Origin of the sequence: Sorangium sp. KYC3313 (genome assembly GCF_052075895.1) — a bacterium.
Lineage (GTDB): Bacteria > Myxococcota_A > Polyangia > Polyangiales > Polyangiaceae > Sorangium > Sorangium cellulosum_B.
In genome coordinates this window covers 10,143,153-10,168,171 of record NZ_CP197255.1, presented here as the reverse complement: position 1 = coordinate 10,168,171, position 25,019 = coordinate 10,143,153, and the positions used below count along the sequence as shown (strand labels likewise).

The following is a 25,019-nucleotide window of genomic DNA, read 5'->3' as shown; positions in this document are numbered from 1 at the left end:
CCCGGGCGGGATCCTCGATCCCGAAGGGAGGACTGCGCTGGCGAGCTCTTCCGGAGCGCCGCGTCACGGGGGGCGGGCGGGCGCCGGACCGCGGTGATCGCAGGCTCGATGCGCTCGATGCCGGCCTGCGCACGGACGGCTGGCGCCTCGATGCCGGCCTGCGCACGGACGGCTGCGCTCGATGCCACAGGCGACCGGCGCCCCGGGTATCGCCTCTTGTGCGCGACGACTCGAGCGCGCGCTCCGGCCAAGAGCTCGCCCCATCATCGGCTAATTTGGATTGACGTCGTCCATGTGAACGATCACATTTGGGGCTGCGATGGGGTTGTCGAGCTTGCTCTTTCACCGGATCAGGAGACGCCAGATGTCGATGAGTAGGAAGCTGATGGGGGCCATGATCATGAGCGTCGGCATCGGCTCTGCCGGCGGCTTTGTGGGCGCAGCATGGGCCGCGGGCGGGAAGGCGGACGTCCCCGCATCGGTCGCCGAGGGGAAGGATTTTGGCTGCGGCGCAAAAGGACAGAAGGCCTGTCCGATGCAGGGCTGGATGAAGACGGTGATGCAGTCGGCGACCACGAGCGGCGACGGCGCGAAGATCGCGTCGGCGCTGGACTATGTGGCGTCGAAGCCGCCGCCCGGGATGCCCAAGTGGGTCGCCATCTCGAAGGACGGCGCGGAGAAGGCCAAGAAGGGCGATATCGACGGCGCCAAGGCGAGCTGCAAGGCCTGTCATGATCTGTACAAGGCGGAGTACAAGGCGAAGCTCCGCGACGCCGCCTTCTGAAGCGCCGCGCCCTGCTCTCGCCTTACTCCGCACCTCGCGCAAGGCGCGCGCTCTCCTTCCGGCCCCCGGCCCTGCTCGAGAGCGTTCCGCCTGACGCGCGGCGTGCCTGGCCGTCTGTAGAGCGTCAGGTAAGATTCCTGTCGCTCGAGCGGCGCTGTCCTCTGCGCGCCAGCGCCCGGCGCTTCTGGCGGGACGATTCCGCGGGGGCGAACCGGTGCGATCCGTCGGATGCGCGGGGATGAGCGCCGTCACCCTCGGGGATGAGGTGGCGGCCCGGCTCGTTCACGAGACGACCGGTCGGTTGCTCGGGCCGCCGGTGGCACTGCACCGGTGAGCAAGCTTGGACCGAACGTCGAGCCCGCCACGGGGAGCGAAGGGCTTGGCCATTCACAGCCTCAGGCTGCGACTGGAGCGTTTCGAGCGTAGTCCGCCATCTGGTCGCGCAAGGCCTTTGGGAAGGCTGGCCGCGCCTAACAGCGCTTGACGTAGGCGTCGAGCACGGGAAACTCGGTCACCAGGTGACGCGGGGGCCGTGCCATGGGCCGAGTCCTGGATGAGGATCACATCCCGCTTCACGCCCCGGGACTCGAACCACGCGCGGATGATCATGTGGCCCGTGAGCTCCCCGTGGGGGCCGGCCGCGGGCTGCAGGGTGAAGTGGTCCATCCCCGTCAGCTCCCCGAACCATTCGGCGAGGTGGAAGAGCAGCTCCCGGAGGCCGGGCAGCGTGCGCTCGGGGGGGCGTGGGCGAACCCCTCCAGGTTCGCCCGGGGCTCGTGGCGCTTCGGATTGTACTTCATCGTGCAGCTCCCGAGCGGATAGCTGCCGTCGTCCACGCCGTAGGCGCGGTGGCCGAGCGCGGTGTAATCGTCAATGTCCCTCACCTCTCCGACGAGCCGCCCCGGCATGAGCTCGCGCAGCCGCTTCGCGCAGGCGAGTACACCGAGCGAGGGGCCTCCGGTTGACAGCGGCAGGCCGAGGGGCTGGCCCTCACACGTCACGATGTCCGCCCCGAGCTCGCCCGGTGCCTTCAGGAGCGCCAGCATCATCGGGTAGCAGGAGACATGGACGAGGGCGCCGTGCTGCCGGCAAGAGTCCGCCGCGGCCGGGATGTCCTCCAGGATGCCGAGGGAATTGAGGGTCCGCAGGATGAAGGTGGCCGCGGGGCGGGTGAAGGACTCCTGGAGCGAGCGCAGATCGAGCCGGCCCGACGCGGGATCCGTGGCGACGTAGTCTACCTCGACCCCGCGCCCGCGCATGTAGAGCTCGAGGACCGACTTCCACTCGGGCCAGATGCGCGAGGCGGCGAGGACGCGTCGCCGGCCCGTGGCCGCGCAGGCCATCCAGGCTGCCTCCGCCATGGCCGTCGCGCCATCGTAGAGCGACGAATTGACGATCGGCAGACCCGTCAGCAGCGAGAGCATGCGCTGGTACTTGAAGAGGATCTGCAACAGGCCCTGGCTCATCTCCGGCTGGTAGGGGGTGTAGGCCGTCACCGACCGCTCGCTGGAGGTGAGGCTGTCGACGACCGCGGGGATGTGGTGCTCGTAGACCCCGCCGCCGAGGAAGCTCAGGTGGCTCCGGGTGGATGCGTTCCTGGACGCGAGGTCCCGCAGGTGCCTGCCGAGCGCCCATTCGCCGTGGGGAGGAGGCAGGCGAAGCTCCCTGCCGAGGCTCTCTTCCTGGGGAATGGGGGAGAAGAGCTCCGCGACGCTCGTGAGCCCGAGGACCTCGAGCATGGCCTGGCGGTCAGCCTCCCGGTGGACGTTGTAGCCCCAGAGGAGCGGCTCGGGATGACTCTCCATCGTGACGAGCTCCAGGAGGCGATATGCTCAAGCACGAAGATGGGGTGAGCCTCCGCGGACCTCAAGACCACGAAGAGGGGCGGCGGCTCGCCAGTGATTTCGCGCTCGCCGCGATCTGTGTGCTCGCCGTTGTCGGCGCTCCTCCCTGTCGAAACGCGTTCTGCCCGGTGTACAGGAACCTGCTGCTCCGGCCCCGACCAGAGCGAGCTCTCGTGGCCGAAGTCGTTTGATGCGTGGCGGCGTGCCGCGTATACTGCGAGAAAGCCCTCGCTCACCTTGCTGCAACAAGCCGACCGACCGTGACCCAGCTCGACCTTCGGTGGTGCGTCCGCTCCGAACAAGCACCCTGCACGGCCTTCGTCAAGAAGGTCGACCCTTCGCTGCCCGCCGCGGCCGTCGAGGCGCTCGGACGATTGGATACGCATGCTCGCAGCGCGAATGCCTTCTTCGCAGGCCTTGCCTTCGGAGACGCCGCTCGGCATGCGGACATTCTGCTCATCGCGAACCTTGCCGAAGCGAACGCGCGCAGCATCACGTCCGCCGATGAATGGGGAGGTTGCAATGAGGTGCTTCGTGATTCGTCGCTCTGCGACGGGCGAGGAGCCATTCTGTTCGGCGTGCGCGGCTCGCAGCTTTGCGCCGATCCGGACGTGGTGACGCACGAGCTTGCGCACGTCTGGATGCATCCGATGCTGGGCGAAAGCCGCTGGACCCTCGACGCCGCAGGCAGCTCGGACGACCCTGCGATCATCAAAGAAGCCCTCGCCGATTTCTACGCGGCCGTCAAGAGCGGCGATCCGGTCTGGGGAGAGCGTTCGGCATTTCCAACGGAGGCCGCTCGATCTCTTCGTATAAAGGTTGTTTTCCCGGAAGCCCGTACCGGCGCCGCCCATAACGATTCATTGGCTATTTCGAGCGCATTGTGGGGTGTGTACACGGAGGGAAAGGACCGCTTCGTCGAGGGTCTCACGCGCTACCTGGTCCACACGGCGTCGCCTCCGAAAGCGCTTGGTCCTTGGGCTCGCGGGCTGGTCGTGGAGCTGCAATCGATGGACCCGGCGCTTGCCGCGATGTGGCAGCGCGCAGCGGAGGAGCATGGGCTCTTGCTGGAAGAGCGGGTGCTCGAGCTCAACCCTGGGGCGATGACGCGCGCCCATGCGGATGGGTTTTTGGTTCCCGGGCGGCGTGATGTGCCGGACGCGCCGCTGCCGCGATCGGTCCTGCAATTCCGTGGGCAATCGCCGGCAGCGGGAAAGGCGATCCTTTCGCTCCGCGTCGCCGGGGGCGCCGAGCGTGACCTGGAGGCCGTCGTTCGGGCCGGAGAGCTGGTCGACGAGGCAACGGCGCTCGGGGCACGGGCAGCATTCACGCGTGCGGGTGGTCGATTCGAGGCGTCGCTGGAGCTGCCGCAGGGGCGTTATTACGTGCAAATCACCAATCGGGGGGAGGCCGCGGCATTATTTGATGATCTGGCCATTCGCCTGGTGGAATCGGCGCCTACATCGACGTCGCCCTACGGTGGGTCGCCCTCGAACGCGACGGTTGTCGGCGTGGGCCTCGTGGCGGCAGGTGCATTGGCGTTTGCGGTGCTGAGGTCGCGCTTCAAGAAGCGTGCGGCCGCCGTGAGCTCGCGGCGATGAGGTGTTGGCACAGGCATGTCCAGCGCTTCGACCCGACCGCTGGCGGATGAGGCGCCCGAGGGCCTCCGGCGGGGGTCGACCCTCAGCCGGGGCCCTCGTCGAGGCCCAGTAGCGCGATGTAGATCACAATCGGATCCATCGTCGAGCCCCTCCAGCGCGACCCGCATCACGCCCGAGGCCCTACGTCCCCGCAATGGGCGACGGTCCAGTCGCAGCCGGGTTGGGCAGTGCGGCCCCAGGGGCGGCGTCGAGAGCGAGTCCTGTCGCTAAATTCCCGATCCTGATCCGGGGACGCCAGCAGTTCCAAGCGCCAGCAATTCCAAGCGCTTGAACGGAAAGCTTGCAGGTCGGCCTCTCCGTGCGCTCATGGTCGCTGCGTGGCGTCTTTGAGCAACGTGGCGGGGGTGACGAGCGCAACCACGAGCTGGAGCGGTGGGACGACCTCGATCGGGTTGCCGCCCGTGACCGTATTCCAGCCGCAATGGCCGCCGCCCGTGAGCTGCACCGTGCGCCCACCTGCACCATACGTGGTATCGCCGCTTGGCATGAAGCCAGCCACGGTAAACTGGTCGGGGGCGACAGCGATTGCTCTGTCTCGAGCACCGCGGTGATGTTCGCCTGCGCTTGGAGGCCGCACTCGAGATCGAGCTGGAACGTTTCGGTGAAGACCACCGGCACGGGGCCGGCGGCGACCGTTTGTGTCACTGGCTTGGAGATGAAGATCGTCTTCGTCCAGGCCGTGCCCGGCTTGAGATCCGGATGGCCCATGAAGAATTCTTTGGTGTGCGTCTCGACTTCGGCCCGGGTCGTGGGCGCTTCCTTGAAGAGGTTCTCCAGGTCGACCCCCGACTTGCCTCCGGCCGACTCGAGGGTAGCCTTGAACGCGAGATCGATCTTCTCTGATGCGCGCAGGTAACTGTCGGCGTTGACCCACAAGGCAAACGGCTTGTCCCCTCCGATGGATCCCAGCCCCGGAACGGTGAAGCCGACCTGCACTTTCGGGTTGAAGGCCAGCGTGCCGGTGACGATTGCGTTGCCCTTGATGCCTAGCTCCAGCGGCAACTTGCCCGAGGGGTTGAAGGTCTTCTTGTAGTCGAGGTCGAGAAAGTCTTGTGAAACCGACTTGCTGATTTCCTTGTCCAGCGGAACGCTGCCGTCAAAGCTCTTCGCTGTCACGGTTTGCCAAACGGTGTTCGACGCGCTCGCGATGGCCTTCGCCGCTCCGCCAATGGCGCCCCCGACGGCGCTGACGCCCTTCTTCGCGGCTTTGGCGAGCCAACCGAAGGCCGGATCGCCAGGCATCGCCGGAGGCAGCGACATGCCGTCCTCACCGACGTCGCCTGCCTCGAGGGGGAAGCTGTCGGTGAGAACTCCGGGGCTTTCGCTGGAAAAGTCGACATTGGCGTACAGATTCTCGGCGGCCCACTCCAGGTCGAGCTTGGTCAAGTCGACTTCCTGAGCTTTGGCGGGGTCGAACGTCATCTGCACGTCGCCCTCGAAGAGCTCTTGAAGGACGGGGATTTCCGTCGAGACGACGATGTTCGCTCCCTGCTCGGCGATGCTCACGACGCGCCGAGCAAAGCCCATGGGGTTTCTCCCTGCGCCTGCACCCGGTCCCGCGACGACGATGCGCCCGGGCTTCCAGGTGAGAACTTCCGGGTGCGTCGCTCTGGGGAAGACGAGCTCGGTGGCCGTGACGGTTACGTCGTCCGTTTGCCCCTTCGTCGCGGGTTCGACACCCGGCCGTGGGGTCAGGTTGTTGTAATCGGGGTCGAGCGAGGGCTGCCAGTTGGCGGCGATGGCGTCGAGGGCTTCTGTCGTGTCGCCCCCTGAGATGTTCGTTCCCGCCGGCAGCGTTTCGTCGGGCGGGGGGCCGATGGGCGGGGGCGCCGTATCGCTGCAACTGGCAGCGATGATGACACCGAGGCACAAGAGGGGCAGTGCGACCGTGTGCCTGGTTCTCATTGGCTCCTGTTACGAGTGAAGAGGTGAAGGCCCAAGGGGTGGGCACCCGTGGGGGGCCGGCGCACGGCAAGTCCCGTGCCTGTCGCAGTCAGGCAGGAGTCGGCGTGATTGCTGCTTTACCGCCCAAGAGCTCCAGGAGAGGCATTCGGGGCTGCTCATCGAGGAAAAATTCAGAATGACGCAGGCCCACCCGTAACATCTCCCGCATACGTAACGCAACCCCCACAATGCGCGTGGCGCGCGACATGAGCAAATCTCGCGTGCAGATTCATCGCTGAATGCGGACGTTGTCGATCCATGTCGGCGCGTATCGCGAGTGGGCGCCCGGACAGGTGTGGGGGGGCGCGCTGTACGTAGTGCTGTCCATGTACCGTACAGGTTACAGCTAGGGAATCGGTCCTACGAGCTCAGCCGGCGACGCTCGAGGTGTACCGCCTCGAGGGCGGGCGGTGGGTGCTGCTCGAGACCTACGAGGACCGACCCGCGCGATGAGGGGCGCGAGCTGCTCCACGCCGCCCCAGCGGCTCAGCGTCGAGACGACGCGTGACGCACGCGCGGTGCAGCGTCGCGAGCGTTCTCTGCGCGAGCGCGACCCGCACGAAGCTCGAGATCGCGTCGGGCGGATTCACCGCCTCTTCGACGGCGCCGGATCGAGCTCCGGATAGTGCCGGAAGATGCCGTCTTCGTTGAAGGGTATCCGCCGATCCGAGGCCAGGTAGGCCGCGATCCGCGGGCGCTCGGCCACGCGGTCGTGCAGGGCGACGAGCCCGGGGATCCTGGGCGCGAAGGCGGCCATGGCGTGCGGGAACGCGTAGCGGAGGCCCGCGATCACCTGGAACAACGAGAGATCCACGTAGGACATCGCGCCTCCCAGGACGTGGCGGCCGCCGTGGCGCTCGAGGACGCGCTCGAAATAGCCGAGGAGCTTGGGCATGCGCTCGGCGAGGAAGGCCTGGCTGCGGCGGAGGGCCTCGGGCTTCTGGTCCTCGTAATAGAGCTCGACGGAGATGGGGTGGTGCGTGTCGTGCACCTCGGCGACCAGATCGGTGATGGTGAGCTGGAGCTGATGGGCGCCGAGCCTGCTCGCCTCGTCGTCCGGCGCGAGGCCGAGGCGCGGGCCGAGGTAGAAGAGGATGTTGGCCACCTGGGCGATCACGAGATCGCCGGAGCGGAGGAACGGCGGCGCGAAGGGCTCGAGCGCGAGCGCGTGGCTCTTCATGAGCTTCTGCATGGCGGCGACGCCGCCGTGCTTCGCCGTGGGCAGGCGGGCGACATCGACATAAGGAGCGCCGGCGTCCTCGAGCGCGAGGCGCACGAATTCGCCGCGGCCCTGAATGCCAGGCCAATAGTACAGCTCGTACGTTGGCGCGTTCATGATGGATGAATCGCGCCGGCGAGGGCCGCGGTCAATGGGCGCGCCGCCGAACGGCCCGCCGGATCCGACGTGGACACACGAGCCGGTGCCCCCTGCGCTGCGCCGCCGGCTACGAGCGCGGCGGAATGCGCCGCATCGTGCTCGCACGCGTCGTGTACGAGGCCGAGCGGTCCGTCACGGATGCGAGCAGCTCTGGCGACGGGGAAGCGGCCCCGCTCCAGGGCGTCGCCTGTCCACGGACGCCACCGGGGTCTCCATCCAGCCCGGGGCCATCCAGGAGCGCAAGGACAAGAAGCCCGGGCCGTGCCGCAAGGGACACTTCTTCGTCGTCCTCGCGGACAAGGATCACGTCTTCTTCGAGTACCAGCCCAAGCATACCCGCAGGTCCGAGAGGTCGTCCGCCGTCCGACCGAGCCCGTCTTCCCAGCGCACGCCGGGCTCGTACCCGAGCAGCTCGAAAGCCGAGAAATAGAGGCGAACGAGTGATGCAACTCCCCGGCCCTCCGGCCCTCGCGCTTGATCGACAGAGGCCGACGGTCGGACGAAGAGTGGCAGTCGTTCAGCAACTCATGCCCTTGCGACGTCATCGACACCCGGATCGCCCCGTGGGGGGCCGCGGGCGCCGGCATGCACGAGTTCGTGCTCGACGTCCCTGACGCGACCTTCATCGACGGGGAGGGCAATTCCCGTTCTCGCTCTACGTGCAGGCTCAGTGATGACGCCCCGTTGACTTTCTCGACGACCTGTCTCGCGACGCTGCCGTCGTGGGGCGCGCGTTCGCGGTCGAGGGCGACGAGCTGGTCCCCACGCTTGGCGGCTCGAGGACGCACCGATGATCCGCGTCGCGCGAAGCGCCTGGGCCTATCCGGACATCACGCCGCCCCGCGCGACCCGTCGCCGAAGAGCATCGCGCGGAGCGCCTCGGCCTCCCGCTGCGCCCGCGCCACGATGGGCAAGAGCCCCACGAGGCACTCGACCGGCACCTCCCGCACCAGGATCACCCCGTTCTGGCTGCGGAACACGCGCACGCCGCGCGCCCGGAGCCTCGCCGGGCTGATCTCGAGCATCACGTCGACCTTCGCGCGCTTGCCCACCGCGCTGCCCAGCGCGTCGGTGCAGTGGACGTGCGTGCGCGCCGCCGGCCGGATCCCGTGGCGCGCGATGCCCCTCACGGCGTCGACGCTGGTGCCGTGCCAGATCGACGCGTCGCCGTGGACCTCCTCCCACGACGCCTCGAGGCCCGCGAGCGTCACCGGCATGCCGTCGCGCGAGTGGCCTTGCGAGGCGCGCACCCGGTCGCCGCGGATCTCGAGGCGGTTCTTCGTGTTCTTCTCCACCACCTCGTCGAGCACCGGCCGGGAGATCCGGAGCGCCTTGAGGACGTCGTCCACGGCCACCCAGCCGGCGTCGTCCATGGCGACGCCCTGCGAGGGCGCCGCGTGGCGGAGCAGCCAGGAGAGCTTCTTGCTCGTGTCGGTCAAGCGATCGCGGCCCATCGTCAAGCTCCATTCTCTTCTCGTGAGCCGGAGCCGCGGCCCGCGATTCGCGCGGGCACGCAGAGGCCTCCGGAAGGCCCCTGGACGGTGCAGGGACCGGGACCGAAACCGTGAAGGGAATCGGCAGAGGAAAGAATAGACGCCCGGCTATCATGCGGAAGAAGTATTTCTGGAGTCGCTATCGCGTTTCGCGATAGCTTGCCGCCATGCTCAACCTCGACTGGCTCGGCGCCTTCGTGGTCTTCACCGAGCACCTCAACTTCACGCGCGCGGCGCGGGCGCTCCACGTCTCGCAGCCTGCGCTCCACGCCCAGATCGGCAAGCTGGGCGAGGCGCTCGGCGTCACGCTCTACCAGCGGCGCGGGCAACGGCTGGAGCTCACGGCCGACGGCAAGCGCGTCGCCGCGTTCGGGCGCGAGGTCGGCGAGCGGACGCGCTCGTTCCTCGACGTGCTCCGCCACGGCGAGAGCCGGGAGCCGGTGGTGCTCTGCGCCGGGGAGGGCTCGTACCTCTACCTGCTCGGCGAGGGGATCCGCGCCTTCTCCGCGCGTGGCGCCGCCCCGCTCCGGCTGCTCACGCGCGACCGCGAGGGCACGATCGAGGCCGTCGCGGCGGGCGAGGCGCACCTCGGCGTCGCGCCGCTCGAGGGGGCGCCGGACGGGCTCGCCGCCGATCGCCTCACCGAGGTGGCGCAGGTCCTGGTCGTGCCCGACGGCCACCCGCTCGCCCGGAAGCGCCACATCCGGCTGCGCGACCTCGAGGGGGCGCGGCTCGTCGTCCCCGGCCCGTCGCGGCCCCACCGGGCCCTGCTCGCGCAGGCGCTGCTCTCGGCGGGGGTCCGCTGGGAACCGGCGGTCGAGGCGAACGGCTGGGAGCTGATGCTCCACTTCGTCGAGCTCGGCGTCGGCATCGCGGTGGTCAACGCCTGCTGCCGCCTCCCCCGCGGCCTCGTCGCGCGCCCGCTGCCCGAGCTGCCGCGCAAGGTCTTCTATCTCGTCCGCCGGCGCGGCGGCGAGCTCCAGGGCGCGGCCGCGGAGCTCCGGGACGCGCTGCTCGCGCACGCCGCGGCGTGGCAGAGAAACCATGCGTTGGGCGCGTCGAGCGCGTCGGGCGCGTCGAGCGCGACCGACGCCGCCCCGACACCGCCCGCGCGCCGGCGCTGAGCCCCGGCATCACACTTCCTGCCGCGTGCCGGTCTCTGCCGGTCTCCCGGCCGGGTCCTGGCTTCCGGGCTCAGGCCGCCTTTCTCGACTTCTGCTTGCCCTGCTTCGCCTTCTTGCCGCCGACGTCGGCCGGGCGGCTCACCAGCTTGGAGAAGTTGCTCGGCTGCCCGTCCGCTGTCTTCTCCTGGTACACGAAGGCGAGGTTCGACTCCTCGAACTTGTCGAAGAAGTCCTCCCACGAGATCTCCTCCAGGGTGTCTTCCCCGCTGTACCCGGGGAAATCGATGCGGAGGATGCCAGGCTCGCCGCCCTCCTGCGTGCTCTTCACCGTCGCCGGGCGGCCTCCGCGCGATTCTGCCCACTGGCGGATCTCGTCATGAACGATGGTCGTCTTCGATGAGCTGTCCGACATGGTCTTCCCTCCTGTGCTCGTGCATCGATGGCGCGGGAACGGCAATCCGCATGCCAGAGGTCGATGAGAAGATCCGGGCACGCGAGGGTCGACCTCGGCCATACGGTGGCTCCCTGGACCGAGCGCGGCGCGCCGCGGAGCCCGCCGCGCTGCCGGACCGCGCCGTCGTGCCCGCGACGCGTCGCGGTCACCTGGCGGAGACCGCGGTGAAAGCAGGGGATCTCTGCTGTGGTCGAGGATGGGCTCGGCGATGCAATTCGCCCCGCCTGCGGCGGAATGCTGCCGGCTGGCGCAGGTCCTCGTCGGAGATCGCGTTCCCCTGGATCCGATTGAACCAGAAGGAGAGAGGCCGACAGACTGCCTGCTTGAATGCTGGCCGACAGACTGCCTGGCAGACAGAAACAGGCCGACACGCGACGCGCGGCGCCCTCGTGGAGGCCCACGAGCACGCAGCGAGGGCATCCCGGTGGCGCTCGCCACGGAACCAGGCGTCCCCAGTGTAGCTCGCGCTCGATGTAACCCACGTGGGCCGGGCCAAGCCGGTTGGGCGGCCGAGAGATCGAGAGAGCGCGTGTCGACGCGGGGGAGCCGGTCGTGCTACCTAGAATCGAGCGCCGCGATGCGCGCGCTGCCGAGGCCGAGGACGTGACCGCCGCGCACCATCTGCTCCTCCGGGTCGCTGTGATCGCCGTCGCCACGGCGACCGCCGCGACGGCGGGCGCGCGCCCGCTGCGCCCCGCGCCGGCCGCCCCGCAGGCTCACCCGCCGCGCCCCGCGCCGGTGGGCTCGCCGCGCCGTGCGCCAGCCCCCTCGCCGCGGCGCCCGCCGCGCCCTGCGCCGGCCGCGCCGCAGGCCCTCTTGCCTGCGCCGGCCGCGCCCCCGGCTTCGCCCGCCCCGCCCGCCCTGCCTGCCCCGGCTTCCCCCGAGCCCGCGGCCTGGCGCGCGCTCGTCGTGGGCGGCGGCCCGAGGCCGCCCATGAACCAGGTGGCCATCGAAGGCCACATCCGGTACTTCCAGTCGCTGCTCCCGGCCAGGGCAGAGCGGCGCGTCCTCTTCGCCGACGGGCGCCGGGGCACGCGGAGCGTGCAGTTCCTCGACGGCGACCAGACGCGCTACCGCGCGCCCAGGCTGCCGCGCATCGACGGGGCGACCACCCGCCCGGGGTTCGACGCGATCTGGCGCAGGTTCGTCCATGCGCGCCCCGCCGACCCGTTGCTGCTCTATTTCGCCGGCCACGGGAGCCCGGATCCAGGGCACGACCTCGACAACAACGTGTTCGACCTCTGGGGCGGCGGAGCGCTGTCCGTGCGCGATCTCGCCGCCCGCGTGAAGGAGCTGCCCGGCGGCACCCCCGTCGTCCTCGTCATGGCCCAGTGCTACTCCGGCTCGTTCGCGAACCTCCTCTTCGAGGGCGGCAGGCCCGACGGCGAGCTGGTCGAGCGCGACATCGTCGGCTTCTTCGCGGCGACCCGGGACCGCCCCGCGTCGGGCTGCACGCCCGAGATCGACGAGGCGGATTACACCGATTTCAGCAGCTTCTTCTTCGCCGCCCTCGCGGGCGTCGATCGCCTCGGGAAGCGCGTCGACGGCGCCGATTACGATCGGAACCAGCTCGTGGGGATGAACGAGGCGTTCGCGTACGCCCTCCTCCACCAGGCGACGGGCGATGTGCCGGTCGCGACGTCCGATGTGTTCCTGCGCCGCTTCGTCATCAAGCCCGATCACGAGACCATGGCGACGCCCTATTCCAGGGTCCTCTCGTGGTCGACCCCGGCGGAGCGGGCCGCGCTCGAGGGGCTCTCGGACGCGCTGGGCCTCCACGGAGAGCACCGGCTCCGGGCCGCCTACGAACGCGAATTCGGGCCCCGGGCGGGCAGGAGAGACGTCGAGGACGTGGACTCGGCCCACCGCTTGCGGTTCATCCGGCTCGCCAAGAGCGTGGTGCTCGCGCGGACGCTGCGGCAGAGCGGCAACCGCGCGAGGATCGAGCGCTTCGAGCGGCTGCGCGCCGCCGAGGCGCGCAATCCGCTCGTCGAGGTCAGGGCGGCGAGCCTGGCGCGGCAGGACGGCCGGCGGCGCGCCGCCCGCTGATCCCGGGCTGGCCTCGCCCGCCCGCCCGCCCAAGGTGCTATCGGACCGTCGAACATCCGCGCTCGCCGGGGGGCGAGGCGCGCGTCATCGCCCGCGGCTCTCGTCCCGCAGCATCGCGATCAGATCGGTCGCGCCAGGGTCGATTCCCATCTGCGTGAGCAGGGTGGTCACCTGACCGCGGTGATGGGTCTGATGATTGAAGAAGTGCCCCACGGACCACCAGAGCGGAGAGGTGTAGACCGTCCCGCTCCGCGTGTACGTCAGGTCGCCCGCGAGCGCCCGGTCATCGATCTCGTGCACCCACGCGAGGATATCCGCGTCCGTCCTGGCGCGCTCGCGGGAGAGATCGCCGAAGTCCGCGTAGAGCTCCTGCGAGAGCGCGGTGATCTCGATGGCCTTCCCGCTCGGATCACGGGAGACGAACCGCTCCGCGCCGCCGGTGAAGCGCCCCATCCACGTGCGGTCGGCGAGCAGGATATGGTTCAACGTGCCGTGGATCGACCGGAAGAAGGCCCCGCGATCGCGCTTGCGCTCCACGTCGTCGAGCTCGCCGACCAGCGCAAAGAGCCTGTCGTTCATCCACCGGTTGTAGCGAGCCAAGGCGCGGTACTGGTCGATCCAGCTCATGAGCGACTCCTCATTGTTCGAGAGCAGGCGCGAACGCTACCACGCCCGCCCCCGACGGCGAAACCGGGCCAGCACCGCCGCCATCACGCGCACATCGCGCGCAGCCATCGAGATAGCGCTTGCTCGGTCCGTTATGGCGGACTATTGTCCTCGATAGCAGACGCGTGGCGCTCGGGGAGACCCTCCATTCGGCCCCCGTCTTTCGCCGATCTCCACCTCCTCTCTCAAGGAGCCATGATGGTCAGCCTTTCGCTCGATTCAGCTGTCCTGGCCGAGACGTACGATCGCGTGAGCGATCGGCAGTTCAACCACGGAAAGCTGCTCATCGAAGATCTCCAGATTTCCTTGGGCGAGCGCGTCCTCGACGTCGGGTGTGGGACGGGCCGGCTCGGGGCTTACGTCGCCGAGCGGGTCGGCCCCTCCGGCGCGGTGGCCGGCGTCGATCCGCTGCCGCTCCGGGTCGAGCTGGCGAACGAGAAGCGCCGGCCGAACTTCCGCGCCAGCGTCGGGCAGGCCGAGGATCTCTCGCAGTTCGCGGCCGGGAGCTTCGATGTCGTGTTCCTGAACAGCGTGCTCCACTGGCTGCCCGAGAAGCTCGGCCCGCTGCGCGAGGCGCGCCGGGTCCTCAAGCGGGGAGGGCGCCTCGGCATCAGCTCGGCCGCCAGGGAGCGCCCGCACGAGCTCGAGCAGGTGATCGAGGGTGTGCGGTCGTCTCTCGGCGTGACCGCCACCGCGGAGACGCTCGGCAGCACGACCTACAAGGTGACCTCGGACGACCTGACGAGCACCCTCCTGCTCGCCGGCTTCGAGGATCCGAGGCTCCAGATCCGCACCTTCACGGACCATTTCGCGGACACGGACGACGTGATCGCGTTCTACCTGGCCAGCTCGTTCGGCAACTTCCTGTCCAACCTCGATCCGGCGGAGGCCACGCGGGTCAAGGCAGCGCTCGCGGCCGAGCTCGAGCGCCGCCGCGCGCCGGAGGGGATCCGGCTGCAACGTCACCTGATCTTCGCCGTGGCGCGCGCGGGAGGGGCCTAGAGAGGCGACGGGCCGGCTGGCTCGAGCTCTCCAGAGCCCTCTCCGAGATAGCGCGCCCCGGTTGCGTGGCCGCGCGCCTCTGCGAGGATACGGCGCCGGCAGGGGCGGGGAGCCCGGTGAGCGCCCGCGCGCGCTCGACGACGACCGACGAGCGCTGAGCCCGCCGCTCGGAGGGCAGGTGAGCGAACGACTCGACGTAGAGGTGCTGAGCCGCCGCGAGGAGCTCGAGGCGCTGCGGGAGCCGTGGAGCGCGCTGTGGCAGCGCTGCCCGGCGGCGACGACGTTCCAGCGGCCGGAGTGGCTGATCCCGTGGTGCCGCGCGCTCGGGCCCGAGGAGGTGCTCGCCCTGGTCTTCCGGTCGGACAGGGGGCTCGTCGGCCTCGCGCCCCTCGCGGTTCACCGCATCGGCGACGAGCGCGTCGTCGCGCTGCTCGGCGCCGGGATCACCGATTACAACGATGTCCTGGCCGCGTCCGGGTACGAGCGCGCGGTCGCGGACGCGGCGCTCGCTTGCCTCGAAGAGCGCGCCGGCGCGTGGGACGTCGCCGATCTCCACGACCTGCGCGCGTCGTCGCCGCTGCTCCTGGCCGAGGCGCCCCCCGGCTGGTCGGACGAGGTCGAGAGGCACGAGGCGTGTCCGGCGGTGACGATCCCCGAGGGCGCCGCGCCGGACGAGCTGTTTCCCGCGGGGATGCGCGCGCGCGTCGCCCGCGCGCGGAAGCGGCTCGCGCGGGCCGGGGACCTGCGCCTCGACGTGGCCGACGCGGCGAGCGTGGACGAGCTGCTCGACGCGCTGTTCGCGAACCACAAGGCGCGCTGGCGCTCGCGCGGCGAGGGGGGCGTGCTCGACGAGGCGCTCCGGCCGTTCCACCGCGAGGCCGCGCGCGCGCTGTGCGCGCGGGGCGCGCTGCGGCTCTTCGGCCTGCGGCTCGACGGGCGGATCATCGCGTCGCTCTACGGGCTCGCGGAGCGCGGCGGGCTCGCGTCGTACATCACCGGCTTCGATCCGGAGCTCGCGTGGTACAGCCCGGGGCTCGTGATGCTCGCCAGCGCGATCGAGCACGCGGCGCGCGAGGGCGCGCGGACCGTGGACTTCCTCCGCGGCCGCGAGCCGTACAAGTACGACTGGGGCGCCGTCGACCGCTGGACGTTCCGCCGACGGCTGCGGCGCCGGGGCGCGCGCGGGCCCGGGCGGGACGACGGGCAGAGCGACGGCGAGGGCGCGGTGCAGGCCGTGATGTCCGGCGAGGCGTCGCCGGAGGTCGGCCTGGTGCGGCTGCTCGGCGTCGCGGGGGACCTCGCGGCCGCCGCGCGCGTGATCGACGCCGCGCACGCCGCGCACGCCGCGCACGCCGCGCGGCCGGCGGCGGGGGAGGGGGAGCGGGCGGCGCGCCTCGAGGCGCTGCGCCGCTGCCTGGACGAGCGGCGCGCCGCGTTCGCCACCGTGGCGGCGATGCTGGGCGCGCACCGGGACGCGCGCGTCGCCGGGGAGGACGCCCGGGGTGCCTGTCGCTCCGCCGCGCGGCTGTTCGACGAGCTCTGCGAGCGCTCGGAGGAGGCGAGCGTCGCCGCGTACTCGCTCGGCGATCCGGAGATCCTCGAGCGCGCGACGCGGGAGGTGGTCGAGCTCCTCGAGCGGTGGGGCGCGATCGGGGAGGACCGCGCGATCCTGCAGATCGGCTGCGGGATCGGCCGCTTCGAGGCGGCGCTCGCGCCGAGGGTGCGCGAGGCGTGGGGGCTCGACGTCTCGCCGCGCATGATCGAGGCCGCCCGGCGCCGCTGCGCGGGGCGCTCGAACGTCGTGCTCGCGGTCTCGTCGGGCGTCGATCTGGGCGACGCGCCGTCGGCCCGCTTCGATCTCGTGTACGCGGTCGACTCGTTCCCGTACGTCGTCGCCGCGGGCGCGGAGGTCGTGGATCGGCTCGTCGCGGAGGCGCGCCGGGCGCTGCGGCCGGGCGGGGAGCTCGTCGTCCTGGGCTACTCGTACCGCGGCGACCCCGCGCGCGACGCGGCCGACGTTGCGCGGCTCGCGGCCCGCCACGGGTTCGACGTCCTCGCGAGCGGCGAGCGGGCGTTCTCGCTGTGGGACGCGCGGGCGTACCGGCTGCGGAAGATCGAGCATCCGTGAGGGGCGCTCGAAGCGGTCCGACCGCAACGCGGCGGGCCGGAGCTCATCCAATGTCGACGAAGGGCCGGTGGAGCATCGCCTCGGCGGGTGCCCGCCGGTCGACCGTGCGGCCTGCGCCAGCCGTCGGATGGCCCCACGGCCGGGCGCGGCCGCCGCCGCGCCTCGGCCCGCGCCGAGGGGGCCTTCCGCAGGGGAGAAGAAGAGATGGAGATGTCGTTGTCCAGGCGTACGGCCGCAGAGTTTCTCGGAACGTTCTGGCTCGTGCTCGGCGGCTGCGGGAGCGCCGTGCTCTCCGCGGCGTATCCCAGGATGGGGATCGGCTTCCTCGGCGTGGCGCTCGCGTTCGGGCTCTCCATGCTGACGATGGCCTACGCGGTGGGCCACATCTCGGGCGCGCACTTCAACCCCGCCGTGACGCTCGGCCTGATCACCGGCGGGCGCTTCCCCGCGCGAGACCTCCTGCCGTACGTCCTCGCCCAGATCGCCGGCGCCATCGTCGCCGCCGGCATCCTCTATGCGATCGCCAGCGGCGCCGCCGGGTTCGCCGTGCAGGCAGGCTTCGCGTCGAACGGCTACGGCGGGCGCTCGCCCGGCGGATACTCGCTCTTCGCGAGCCTCCTGACCGAGATCGTCCTCACGTTCGGCTTCGTGACGGTGGTCCTCGGCGCGACCGATCACGGCGCGCCGCGCGGGTTCGCGCCGATCGCCATCGGCCTCGCGCTCACGCTGGTTCACCTCATCGGAATCCCTGTCACGAACATGTCGGTGAACCCGGCGCGCTCCACCGGTCCTGCCCTGTTCGTCGGCGGAGGGGCGCTGTCTCAGCTCTGGCTCTTCTGGCTCGCCCCGCTCGCCGGCGGCGTGCTCGCCGGCGTCCTCTATCCGGTGCTCGTGGGCCCGAGGCCGGGCCGGGCCGTCGTCACGTCGCCGCCCGCAATCTGACGAAGGGGGGACGAGGGGGACGAGGGGGACAAGGCCCAGGAGGCTGAGGCGGCCGAGAAGACGCCGGCGGACACGCCGCGAGAGCAAGCGAGCTGCCCCTTGGCGGTGCGCTCGGCCGCGCGCTAGTCTCGCGCCGCCATGTCCGGGCTAGAACGCATCAGGGATCGCGCTGAGGTCACGCTGGCGGCGGTGGTATCGCTGCTGTTCGGGGCCTCGTTCGGGTGGAATTGCGGCATCAACAACCAGGTCGTGTACATGCTCGGGTCGCTGCGGCTCGTGCACCCCGACATCCTCGCGCGGGACTGGTTCGCGACCAGCACGACGCACTATCACCCCACGTTCAAGTACCTGGCTGCCGGGCTCCTCGCGCTCAATGAGAAGGGGTGGGCCGTCGGCATCGCCCAGACCGTGGTCATCGGCGCCGGCACGGCAGCCCTCTACTTCCTGCTGCGCGCCCTCGTCGATCGCCGCCACGCGCTGCCCGGCTTTCTCCTGCTCGTCGCGTTCGCCACGCTCACGCGCACCCGGGGCGCCTGCGCCATCTTCGCGTTCGATTATATCCTCCAGCCCTCATCGCTCGGCACCGCGGCGTTCTTCATCTCGGTGCCGTTCTTCGTGCGGGGCCAGTGGCTCGCCTCCGGCATCGCGCTCGCCGTGAGCGGCCTCTTCCACGCCAACTACCTGATCCTCTTCTTCGGCGCGTACGCGCTCGCGCACCTCGGGCTCGGCGTGCGCGACCCGAAAGAGCTCTGGCGCCGCGCCTCGCGGCAGCTCCTGCCGCCGCTGGCGGTGCTGGCGCTCTTCGCGCCGATGATCCTCGCCACCGCCGGGGCGAAGGACGCGCGGCTCGCGCAGGAGATCTACACCACCATCCGGGCCCCTCACCATTTCATGATCCACGGCCGCGAGCGCGATTTCCTCGGCTTCATCGCGTGGCACCTGCTCGGGCTGGGCGCGGCCGTGCCGCTCACCAGGAACCGCAAGGGCCCCGCGGCGAGGCTGGTCACCCTGATCCTCGCGCTCCTCCTCGTGATCTGGACGGGCGTCGGCCTCTCGGCGCTCGCGCAGCTGCGCCCGGTCACGCAGCTCTTCCCGTGGCGCATCACCCCGCACGTGGAGCTGCTCCTCACGGCGCTGGCGTGCGCGGGGGCGGTGCGCGTCATCCTCGAGCCCTCCGCCGGGCGTCGCTACGGCGTCACCGCGATGGCCCTGATCGTCGGCGGCCTCGGGGCCCTCGCCCTGCACGGCAGCGTCGAGGAGTCTGCGCGCCTCCCGGCGCTGGCCGCCGGGGTCGTGGCCGTTGCCGCGCTGTCCTGGCTCGCCTCGGAGTCCGCCCGGCGCTTCGTGCCCGAGCCCGGCCTCGCGCGCGCCCGCGCGCTCTGGCAGCGCGGCGGCGCGCTCGTGGGGCTCGCCGCCGCGGTCGCCGTCCTGCTCACCTTCCTCGCGCCGAGGCTCCAGGAGGTCCGCCGGAGCTCCAGCGTCCTCTCCGGCCTGCGCGCCGACGAGCGGGCCCTCTTCGCCTGGATGCAGGCCAGCACCCCTGTCGACGCGATCTTCCTGACGCCGCCGGACAACGAGAGGATGCGTTACCACGGGCAGCGGCCGATCGTCGTCGACTGGAAGTCGAACCCCATCGTCCCGGGCGAGGTGCTCGAGTGGATCCGCCGGCTGGAGGACGTCACCGGGCGCAAGATCCGCAGCCACCGGGATCTCCAGGGCTATAGCAGCCTCGACGAGGCCCGCGTCCAGACCCTGCGGCAACGTTACGGCGTGGATTACGTCGTCGTGCGCCGCGGCCAGAACAAGGAGCTGCGCAGGTACAAGACGGCTTATTCCAACCGCGGGTTCACCGTGCTGGACGTCCGCGAATAACGGATCTCGGCCTGGGGCGCTGCGCCCGCCTCGCGCGGCGGCGCCCGGTCCACGCTCTGGTCGATGATCGTGAGCGGGCGCCTGCGCACCTGCTGGTAGATGCGGCCCACGTACTCGCCGATGATCCCCAGGAACAGGGCGTTGATGCTCAGCGAGAGCAGGATGAGCAGCGTCGTCGTCGCGAAGCCAGCAGGCCAGTCCGCGCCATAGACGACCCTGCCGACGGCGTAGCCCGCGATCGCGAGGAGCGTCAGCGCCGAGACCACGAGCCCCGTGTAGGTCGCGACCCGGAGCGGTACGGTCGAGTGGCTGAGGATGCCGTCGAGCGCCAGCCCGACGAGATCCTTCATCCGGAACTTGCTCTCTCCCCGCTCCCGCGCGGCCCGATCGTAGGCGATGCCCGTCTGCTTGAACCCGAGCGTGGCCAGCGTCCCGCGCAGGTAGGGCTTCGTGTCGTCGACCTGGCGCAGCACCTCGAGCACCCGGCGATCCACCAGCCGGAAGTCGCCCGCGTCGTGGGGCAGGTGATCCTCGCTGAGGAAATCGATCAGGCGGTAGAACACCCGCCGGAGCAGGGTGATGCGATAGCCCTCCTTGCGGCTGCGGCGTATCCCGTAAACCACCTGGGCGCCCGCCTCCCATTCCTTCACGAAATCGAGGATGAGCTCCGGCGGGTCCTGCAGGTCGCAGTCGATCTGCACGGCCGCGTCCCCGCGCGCCTTCATGTATCCCGTGTAGATGGAGCGCTGGAAGCCGAAGTTGCGAGAGAAGCGGAAGACGCGGACCCGCTCGTCCCGCGCCGCCAGCTTCACGAGCTCGTCGAAGGTCCCGTCGGTGCTGCGGTTGTCGGTGAAGACGAGCTCGTGGTCGTACCGATCCGCGATGCGGCGCATCACCGCGGTGATCGCCTCGTACAGCGGGGCCACGTTGCGCTCCTCGTTGTAGACCGGCACGACGATCGAGATCAGCCTGCGCCTGCTCCCCGCGTCGCTCACGGCGCCCTCTCTGCATCGGCGGCCTCGATCATGCGCCGCACCCCCTCGTCGAGCGCGATCCGGGGCCGCCACCCGGTCGCCTCCGCGAAGCGGGATGGATCCCCGACGATCCACATGGGCTCGCCGTCCCGGTAGGGGAGGCGCCCGAGGCCCAGGTCGCCGCCGGGCCAGCCCGCCGAGCGCGCGACGCGCTCGGCCACCTCGCGGACGCGCACCGGCGCGCCCGAGCACACGTTGTACACACCGGACTCGAGGCCTCTCGACGTCGCGGCGGCGATCAGCGCCTCGACCACGTCGTCGACGTAGGTGAGGTCGCGCGCCTGCGCGCCGGGCGTCAGGGCCGGCGCCTCGCCCGCCCGGAAGCGCGCGATGAGGTGAGGGATGAGGCGCGTGGGGCCCTCGCCCGGGCCGTAGACGCCGAAGAGCCGCAGCGCGACGAAGGGGATCCGGAGCCGCGCCGCGACGGCCTTGCCGCAGAGGTAGGCGGCCGCCTTGGCCGCGCCGTAGACGCACGCCGGATCGAGCGGGTGGTCCTCGCGGAGGCGCGCGGGCTCCGGGGCCGGGGCGTACTCGGAGCACGAGCCCGCGTGGAGGAAGCGCGCCGGCCGGTGCGCCTCGAGCGCCGCGAGCAGGCGCGTGGTCAACCCCACGTTCCCGTCCACCACGAGCTCCGGATCCCGCTCGCTCGGGTTCACCCCGGACGCGGCCAGGTGAAAGACCACCTCGGGCCGGATCGCCGCGACGGCCCGCGCGAGCTCCGGCGTCGAGAACGACGCGACGGGCGTGATCTCCACCCCGGCGATGCCCGCGAGCCGCGCCCGGCGGGGGCTCTCCGCGCGGACGATGCACGCCGTCCGCGCGCCCGTCGCCGCGAGCCGCGCCGCGAGCGCCGCGCCGATGAACCCCGTGGCGCCGGTGACGAGGACCGCACCGAGCCCGGCGCTCATGCGAGGTCGACCCCGTACGCGCGGATCTGCGCGTCGAGCTCGGCGCGGCTCGACGCGGGGTCGTCGAGGTACGCGCGGTACCAGCGCGCCGTCAGCGCGAGGGTCTCGTCGAGCGTGAGCCGCGGCGTCCAGCCGAGCCGGGCGCGCGCCTTGCTGATGTCGAGGTGCAGCAGCTGCGCCTCGTGCGGGCCGGAGCGGTGCTCGGGCGGCACGAGCCTGAGCTCGCCGCGCCCGAGCTGCCGGATGAGCCGCTCGGCGACGCCGCCGACCGCGCACGTGTCGCCGTCGCGCGGCCCGAAGTTCCACCCGCCCTCGTGGGCCGCGGGCGCCTCGCACAGCCGCCGCGCGAGCAGGAGGTAGCCCCCGAGCGGCTCGAGCACGTGCTGCCAGGGCCGGGTCGCGAGCGGGTTGCGGATGACGATCGGCTCCCCGGCGGCGACGCCGCGCACGATGTCGGGCACCAGCCGATCCTCGGAGAAGTCGCCCCCGCCGATCACGTTCCCCGCCCGCGCGGACGCCACCGCCGCGCCGCTGCCGGAGAAGAACGAGCGCCGGTAGGCCGCCGTGACGAGCTCGGCGCAGCCCTTGCTGCTGCTGTACGGGTCGTGCCCGCCCATGGGCTCGTCCTCGCGGTAGCCCCAGACCCACTCGCGGTTCTCATAACACTTGTCCGAGGTCACGACGACGATGGCGCGCGCGGAGCCCACGCGCCGGCACGCCTCGAGCACGTTCACCGTCCCCATCACGTTGGTCGCGAACGTCTCCGCGGGCTCGCGGTACGAGCGCCGGACGAGCGGCTGGGCCGCGAGGTGCAGCACGATCTCCGGCCGGTGCTCCTCGACCACGGAGAGCAGCGCCGGCAGATCCCGCACGTCACCGGTCACGGAGGCGACGTCGCCCGCGATGCCCGCGAGCTCGAACAGGTTCGGCCGCCCCTCCGGCGGCAGCGAGAAGCCCACCACGCGCGCGCCCATGAGCGTCAGCCAGCGCGAGAGCCAGCTGCCCTTGAAGCCCGTGTGCCCGGTGACGAGCACCGCGCGCCCGGCGAAGAACGAGCCGCCGCGGCCGGTCATGCCCAGGTCTTCCAGGGCGCCTTGCCCGACTCCCACAGCGACTCGAGGAGCCGCTTCTCCCGCAGCGTGTCCATCGGCTGCCAGAAGCCGTCGTGCCGGTACGCCGCGAGCTGGCCCTCCGAGGCGAGCCGCTCGAGCGGCTCGCGCTCGAGCACGGTGGTGTCGTCGGTCATGTAGTCGAGCGCGCGCCGCTCGAACACGAAGAACCCGCCGTTGATCCAGCCCTCGCCGGACTGGGGCTTCTCCGAGAACTCGCGGACGAGGTTGCCCTCGAGCGAGAGCCCGCCGAAGCGCGCCGGCGGGCGGACGGCCGTGACCGTGGCGAGCTTGCCGTGGGACTTGTGGAACTCGACGAGGCGGCGGATATCCACGTCGCCCACGCCGTCGCCGTAGGTGCACATGAAGCGCGGGCCGTCGAGCCAGCCGTCGAGCCGCCGGAGCCGGCCGCCCGTCATCGTGTGGAGCCCCGTGTCCACGAGGGCCACGGTCCAGTCGGGCGCGGCGCTGCGGACGAAGCGCTGGGCGCCGTCGCGCAGGTTCACCACGTAGTCCGTGCTGCGAACGTAGAAGTTGTGGAAGTAATCCTTGATGACCTCGCCCTTGTAGCCACAGGCCACGACGAAATCGTTGAACCCGTGGCCCGCGTAGATCTGCATGATGTGCCAGAGGATCGGATACGGGCCGATCTCGATCATCGGCTTCGGACGAGCCTCGGTGTGCTCGGCGAGCCGGCTTCCGAAGCCTCCGGCGAGCAGGACGACCTTCATGGGTTCCATGGGGCGCCGGAGGATAGATCAGAACGACGGAACTTACACGGCGCGAACTGTGGGCACCTCGTGCTTCGCTACCTCGGGCAGCGGGGTCGTGGTAGACGCGGCCGCATGAGCATGGCGAAGCGGGCGTCGCTGCGAGGCCTCTTCCGGTTCCGGAGCTTGCAGAGGCATCGCCTCGCGATCGCGGCGTCGCTCGTCGTCGCGCTCGGCTGCGCGTGGGTGCTGCGCGCCGGGGGGCTGCCCGTCGTGCCGGACAGGGCCGCGTTCGCGGGCGTCGCGTGGTGGGCCGTGGCGCTGCACGGGGTGCTCTACGTCGGCGCGCTTTACCTGCGATCCCACCGCTGGACGTGGTTGCTCGAGCCCATCGAGCCCGTGCCGCTCCGGCGCGTCGTCGCCGTCTCTTTCATCGGTTATGGCGCGCTCGTGCTGATGCCGTTCCGCACCGGGGAGGCGGTGCGCCCGCTGCTCATCCGCCGCCGCGGCCTGTCGGCGTGGGCGGCGGCGGGCACGGTGGCCGCCGAGCGGATCATCGACGGCCTGTTCCTCAGCGCGCTGCTCCTCGCCGGGCTCGCGCTCGCGCGCCCCCGCGAGCCGCTCCCGGATCGGATCGGCGATCTCGCGGTCCCCGCCGCCGCCGTCCCGCGCGCCGCCTACCTGGCGCTCGCCGTCTTCGGCGCGGCGTTCCTCGCGATCGGCGTCTTCTATTTCCGCAGGGCCTGGGCGCGGCGCGCGACCGAGCGCGTGGTCGGGCTCGTCTCGACGAAGCTCGCGGGCCGCCTGGCCGACGCCGTGGAGCGGGTCGCCTCGGGCCTCGGCTTCCTGCCCCGGCTCCGGTACACCGCCCCGTTCCTCCTGGCGACGGCGGGGTACTTCCTCCTGAACGTGTGGGCGATGCAGATCCTGGCCTTCGGGTGCGGCCTTCTGCCCATCGACTTCGCGCGGGCGGCCGTCCTCGTCGGCGTGCTCCACCTCGGCGTCCTCCTCCCGAACGCGCCGGGGTATTTCGGCACGTTCCAGATGGCGGTCTACGCGGCGCTCTCGCTCTACTTCGCGCCGGCGGTCGTGATGGGCCCCGGCTCGGCGCTCGTCTTCTCGACCTACTCGCTGCAGATCGGGCTCGCGGTGCTGCTCGGCGCGATCGCGCTCGCGGTGGAGGGGGCGCCGCTGAGCCAGGCGTTCGCGGAAAATCCGGCCGAGGACGTGAGGTCGCAGGGGCTACCCTCGCCGCCGGGCGCGAGCTAGGCTCGCCGCCCTTTCATGGCGCTCTCCTCCCACCTGCTCGATCGCGGCCATGCCGCCCTGTACGTCCTCTCCCAGCGCCTCGTCGGGGCCGACCTGGCCCGGCGCGCGTGCCTCGATGCGCTCGATCTTCGCCCCGGCGATCGCGTGCTCGATATCGGCTGCGGCCCTGCGTACTACTTCGATCGCCTGCCGTCGGTCGACTACCACGGGTTCGACACCGACCGCCGCCACATCGCGGCGGCTCGCGCGCGCCACGGGGATCGGGCCAGGTTCTACGACGAGCCGTTCGGCGAGCTGCACGCGCGCGCGCTGGCCCCCTTCGACCGGGTCCTGATGCTGGGCCTCTTGCACCACGTGGACGACGAGGTGGCGAGCTCGCTGCTCTCCCTGGTCGCGCGCTCGATCCGCCCCTCGGGCCGCGTGATCACGCTCGACACCGCCCTCTGGGAGGGCCAGTCCTCGCTGGCGCGGCTCATCGCGAAGAACGATCGCGGCGACTACATCCGCACCCCGCAGGCGTTCCGGCGGCTCGCCGACCGGTCCTTCGGCCGGATCGAAGAGCGCTTCGTGGGCGACACCCTCAGGATGCCCGCCTCCCATTTCATGATGAGCCTCGAGGCGCCGCGGGTCGCGTAGCGCCCGGGCCAG

Annotated in this window: 20 protein-coding genes; 10 read left to right on the top strand and 10 right to left on the bottom strand. The window is 71.1% G+C overall.

Annotation, left to right across the window (positions count from 1 at the left end; all coding sequences use genetic code 11):
• Positions 1–364 precede the first annotated feature (364 nt).
• Complete coding sequence (locus ACSRUE_RS38560; RefSeq protein WP_437769159.1) at positions 365–784, top strand: hypothetical protein; 420 nt, start codon at positions 365–367, stop codon at positions 782–784.
• Between the two features lie 671 nt (positions 785–1,455).
• Here ACSRUE_RS38560 and ACSRUE_RS38555 read toward each other — a convergent pair.
• Positions 1,456–2,589 (bottom strand): hypothetical protein, encoded by a 1,134-nt coding sequence (locus tag ACSRUE_RS38555; RefSeq protein WP_441287924.1) that lies wholly within the window; start codon positions 2,587–2,589, stop codon positions 1,456–1,458.
• 299 nt (positions 2,590–2,888) lie between these two features.
• Here ACSRUE_RS38555 and ACSRUE_RS38550 point away from each other — a divergent pair, with 299 nt between their 5' ends.
• The gene (locus ACSRUE_RS38550; RefSeq protein ID WP_441287923.1) at positions 2,889–4,229 is read left to right on the top strand and encodes a hypothetical protein; all 1,341 of its coding nucleotides are present in this window, start codon (positions 2,889–2,891) and stop codon (positions 4,227–4,229) included.
• A gap of 180 nt (positions 4,230–4,409) precedes the next feature.
• Here ACSRUE_RS38550 and ACSRUE_RS38545 read toward each other — a convergent pair whose 3' ends face one another.
• The 3 genes from ACSRUE_RS38545 to ACSRUE_RS38535 form a co-directional block, all read right to left on the bottom strand.
• A complete protein-coding gene (locus ACSRUE_RS38545) occupies positions 4,410–6,194 on the bottom strand; it encodes a hypothetical protein (protein ID WP_441287922.1) in 1,785 nt (594 codons plus the stop codon).
• Between the two features lie 625 nt (positions 6,195–6,819).
• The gene (locus ACSRUE_RS38540; protein WP_441287921.1) at positions 6,820–7,569 is read right to left on the bottom strand and encodes a glutathione S-transferase; all 750 of its coding nucleotides are present in this window, start codon (positions 7,567–7,569) and stop codon (positions 6,820–6,822) included.
• An 872-nt stretch (positions 7,570–8,441) separates the two neighbouring features.
• A complete protein-coding gene (locus ACSRUE_RS38535; RefSeq protein WP_437769153.1) occupies positions 8,442–9,065 on the bottom strand; it encodes an RNA 2'-phosphotransferase in 624 nt (207 codons plus the stop codon).
• Between the two features lie 206 nt (positions 9,066–9,271).
• On the opposite strand from ACSRUE_RS38535, the gene ACSRUE_RS38530 reads away from it, so the two are divergent.
• Complete coding sequence (locus ACSRUE_RS38530) at positions 9,272–10,228, top strand: LysR family transcriptional regulator (RefSeq protein ID WP_437769152.1); 957 nt, start codon at positions 9,272–9,274, stop codon at positions 10,226–10,228.
• A 70-nt stretch (positions 10,229–10,298) separates the two neighbouring features.
• Here the strand turns inward: ACSRUE_RS38530 and ACSRUE_RS38525 are convergent, their stop codons facing one another.
• Positions 10,299–10,640: a hypothetical protein gene (locus ACSRUE_RS38525; RefSeq protein ID WP_437769151.1), complete on the bottom strand. Its 342-nt coding sequence runs from the start codon at positions 10,638–10,640 to the stop codon at positions 10,299–10,301.
• A gap of 594 nt (positions 10,641–11,234) precedes the next feature.
• Here ACSRUE_RS38525 and ACSRUE_RS38520 point away from each other — a divergent pair.
• Positions 11,235–12,731 (top strand): hypothetical protein, encoded by a 1,497-nt coding sequence (locus ACSRUE_RS38520; RefSeq protein ID WP_441287920.1) that lies wholly within the window; start codon positions 11,235–11,237, stop codon positions 12,729–12,731.
• Between the two features lie 84 nt (positions 12,732–12,815).
• Here the strand turns inward: ACSRUE_RS38520 and ACSRUE_RS38515 are convergent, their stop codons facing one another.
• Complete coding sequence (locus ACSRUE_RS38515; RefSeq protein WP_012234603.1) at positions 12,816–13,358, bottom strand: DinB family protein; 543 nt, start codon at positions 13,356–13,358, stop codon at positions 12,816–12,818.
• Between the two features lie 234 nt (positions 13,359–13,592).
• Between ACSRUE_RS38515 and ACSRUE_RS38510 the strand changes: the two genes are divergently transcribed.
• The 4 genes from ACSRUE_RS38510 to ACSRUE_RS38495 all read left to right on the top strand — a co-directional run bounded on the left by ACSRUE_RS38510 (position 13,593) and on the right by ACSRUE_RS38495 (position 19,341).
• Entirely contained in the window at positions 13,593–14,399 is an 807-nt protein-coding gene (locus tag ACSRUE_RS38510; RefSeq protein ID WP_437769149.1) for a class I SAM-dependent methyltransferase, read from the top strand.
• A gap of 178 nt (positions 14,400–14,577) precedes the next feature.
• Positions 14,578–16,527: a GNAT family N-acetyltransferase gene (locus ACSRUE_RS38505; RefSeq protein ID WP_441287919.1), complete on the top strand. Its 1,950-nt coding sequence runs from the start codon at positions 14,578–14,580 to the stop codon at positions 16,525–16,527.
• Between the two features lie 210 nt (positions 16,528–16,737).
• The gene (gene aqpZ, locus ACSRUE_RS38500; protein WP_437769147.1) at positions 16,738–17,469 is read left to right on the top strand and encodes an aquaporin Z; all 732 of its coding nucleotides are present in this window, start codon (positions 16,738–16,740) and stop codon (positions 17,467–17,469) included.
• Positions 17,470–17,607: 138 nt separating this feature from the next.
• The gene (locus ACSRUE_RS38495; RefSeq protein ID WP_441287918.1) at positions 17,608–19,341 is read left to right on the top strand and encodes a DUF6798 domain-containing protein; all 1,734 of its coding nucleotides are present in this window, start codon (positions 17,608–17,610) and stop codon (positions 19,339–19,341) included.
• Here ACSRUE_RS38495 and ACSRUE_RS38490 read toward each other — a convergent pair.
• Genes ACSRUE_RS38490 through rfbF form a run of 4 tightly spaced genes read right to left on the bottom strand, consistent with a single transcriptional unit; the run spans position 19,299 to position 23,123 of the window.
• Positions 19,299–20,336, bottom strand: a complete 1,038-nt coding sequence (locus ACSRUE_RS38490; protein ID WP_437769145.1) for a glycosyltransferase family 2 protein — start codon at positions 20,334–20,336, stop codon at positions 19,299–19,301. The genes ACSRUE_RS38495 and ACSRUE_RS38490 overlap by 43 nt on opposite strands.
• Positions 20,333–21,283, bottom strand: a complete 951-nt coding sequence (locus ACSRUE_RS38485; protein WP_441287917.1) for an NAD-dependent epimerase/dehydratase family protein — start codon at positions 21,281–21,283, stop codon at positions 20,333–20,335. Before ACSRUE_RS38485 ends, ACSRUE_RS38490 begins: the two co-directional genes overlap by 4 nt.
• The gene (rfbG, locus tag ACSRUE_RS38480; RefSeq protein WP_437870461.1) at positions 21,280–22,356 is read right to left on the bottom strand and encodes a CDP-glucose 4,6-dehydratase; all 1,077 of its coding nucleotides are present in this window, start codon (positions 22,354–22,356) and stop codon (positions 21,280–21,282) included. Before rfbG ends, ACSRUE_RS38485 begins: the two co-directional genes overlap by 4 nt.
• Positions 22,353–23,123 (bottom strand): glucose-1-phosphate cytidylyltransferase, encoded by a 771-nt coding sequence (gene rfbF / locus ACSRUE_RS38475; RefSeq protein WP_437769875.1) that lies wholly within the window; start codon positions 23,121–23,123, stop codon positions 22,353–22,355. The genes rfbG and rfbF overlap by 4 nt, the downstream gene beginning before the upstream one ends.
• Positions 23,124–23,237: 114 nt before the next feature.
• On the opposite strand from rfbF, the gene ACSRUE_RS38470 reads away from it, so the two are divergent.
• Positions 23,238–24,371 (top strand): lysylphosphatidylglycerol synthase domain-containing protein, encoded by a 1,134-nt coding sequence (locus tag ACSRUE_RS38470; RefSeq protein WP_437769142.1) that lies wholly within the window; start codon positions 23,238–23,240, stop codon positions 24,369–24,371.
• A 15-nt stretch (positions 24,372–24,386) separates the two neighbouring features.
• Complete coding sequence (locus ACSRUE_RS38465; protein ID WP_437944103.1) at positions 24,387–25,007, top strand: SAM-dependent methyltransferase; 621 nt, start codon at positions 24,387–24,389, stop codon at positions 25,005–25,007.
• Positions 25,008–25,019: the final 12 nt, after the last annotated feature.

Bases quoted from the DNA above. Each gene is read 5' to 3' on its own strand.
- ACSRUE_RS38530 (WP_437769152.1), top strand. From the start codon at position 9,272: ATGCTCAACCTCGACTGGCTCGGCGCCTTCGTGGTCTTCACCGAGCAC.
- ACSRUE_RS38525 (WP_437769151.1), bottom strand. From the start codon at position 10,640: ATGTCGGACAGCTCATCGAAGACGACCATCGTTCATGACGAGATCCGC.
- ACSRUE_RS38555 (WP_441287924.1), bottom strand. From the start codon at position 2,589: ATGGAGAGTCATCCCGAGCCGCTCCTCTGGGGCTACAACGTCCACCGG.
- ACSRUE_RS38485 (WP_441287917.1), bottom strand. From the start codon at position 21,283: ATGAGCGCCGGGCTCGGTGCGGTCCTCGTCACCGGCGCCACGGGGTTC.
- rfbG (WP_437870461.1), bottom strand. From the start codon at position 22,356: ATGACCGGCCGCGGCGGCTCGTTCTTCGCCGGGCGCGCGGTGCTCGTC.
- ACSRUE_RS38535 (WP_437769153.1), bottom strand. From the start codon at position 9,065: ATGGGCCGCGATCGCTTGACCGACACGAGCAAGAAGCTCTCCTGGCTG.
- ACSRUE_RS38545 (WP_441287922.1), bottom strand. From the start codon at position 6,194: ATGAGAACCAGGCACACGGTCGCACTGCCCCTCTTGTGCCTCGGTGTC.
- rfbF (WP_437769875.1), bottom strand. From the start codon at position 23,123: ATGAAGGTCGTCCTGCTCGCCGGAGGCTTCGGAAGCCGGCTCGCCGAG.
- ACSRUE_RS38470 (WP_437769142.1), top strand. From the start codon at position 23,238: ATGAGCATGGCGAAGCGGGCGTCGCTGCGAGGCCTCTTCCGGTTCCGG.
- aqpZ (WP_437769147.1), top strand. From the start codon at position 16,738: ATGTCGTTGTCCAGGCGTACGGCCGCAGAGTTTCTCGGAACGTTCTGG.
- ACSRUE_RS38510 (WP_437769149.1), top strand. From the start codon at position 13,593: ATGATGGTCAGCCTTTCGCTCGATTCAGCTGTCCTGGCCGAGACGTAC.
- ACSRUE_RS38540 (WP_441287921.1), bottom strand. From the start codon at position 7,569: ATGAACGCGCCAACGTACGAGCTGTACTATTGGCCTGGCATTCAGGGC.
- ACSRUE_RS38465 (WP_437944103.1), top strand. From the start codon at position 24,387: ATGGCGCTCTCCTCCCACCTGCTCGATCGCGGCCATGCCGCCCTGTAC.
- ACSRUE_RS38515 (WP_012234603.1), bottom strand. From the start codon at position 13,358: ATGAGCTGGATCGACCAGTACCGCGCCTTGGCTCGCTACAACCGGTGG.
- ACSRUE_RS38560 (WP_437769159.1), top strand. From the start codon at position 365: ATGTCGATGAGTAGGAAGCTGATGGGGGCCATGATCATGAGCGTCGGC.
- ACSRUE_RS38495 (WP_441287918.1), top strand. From the start codon at position 17,608: ATGTCCGGGCTAGAACGCATCAGGGATCGCGCTGAGGTCACGCTGGCG.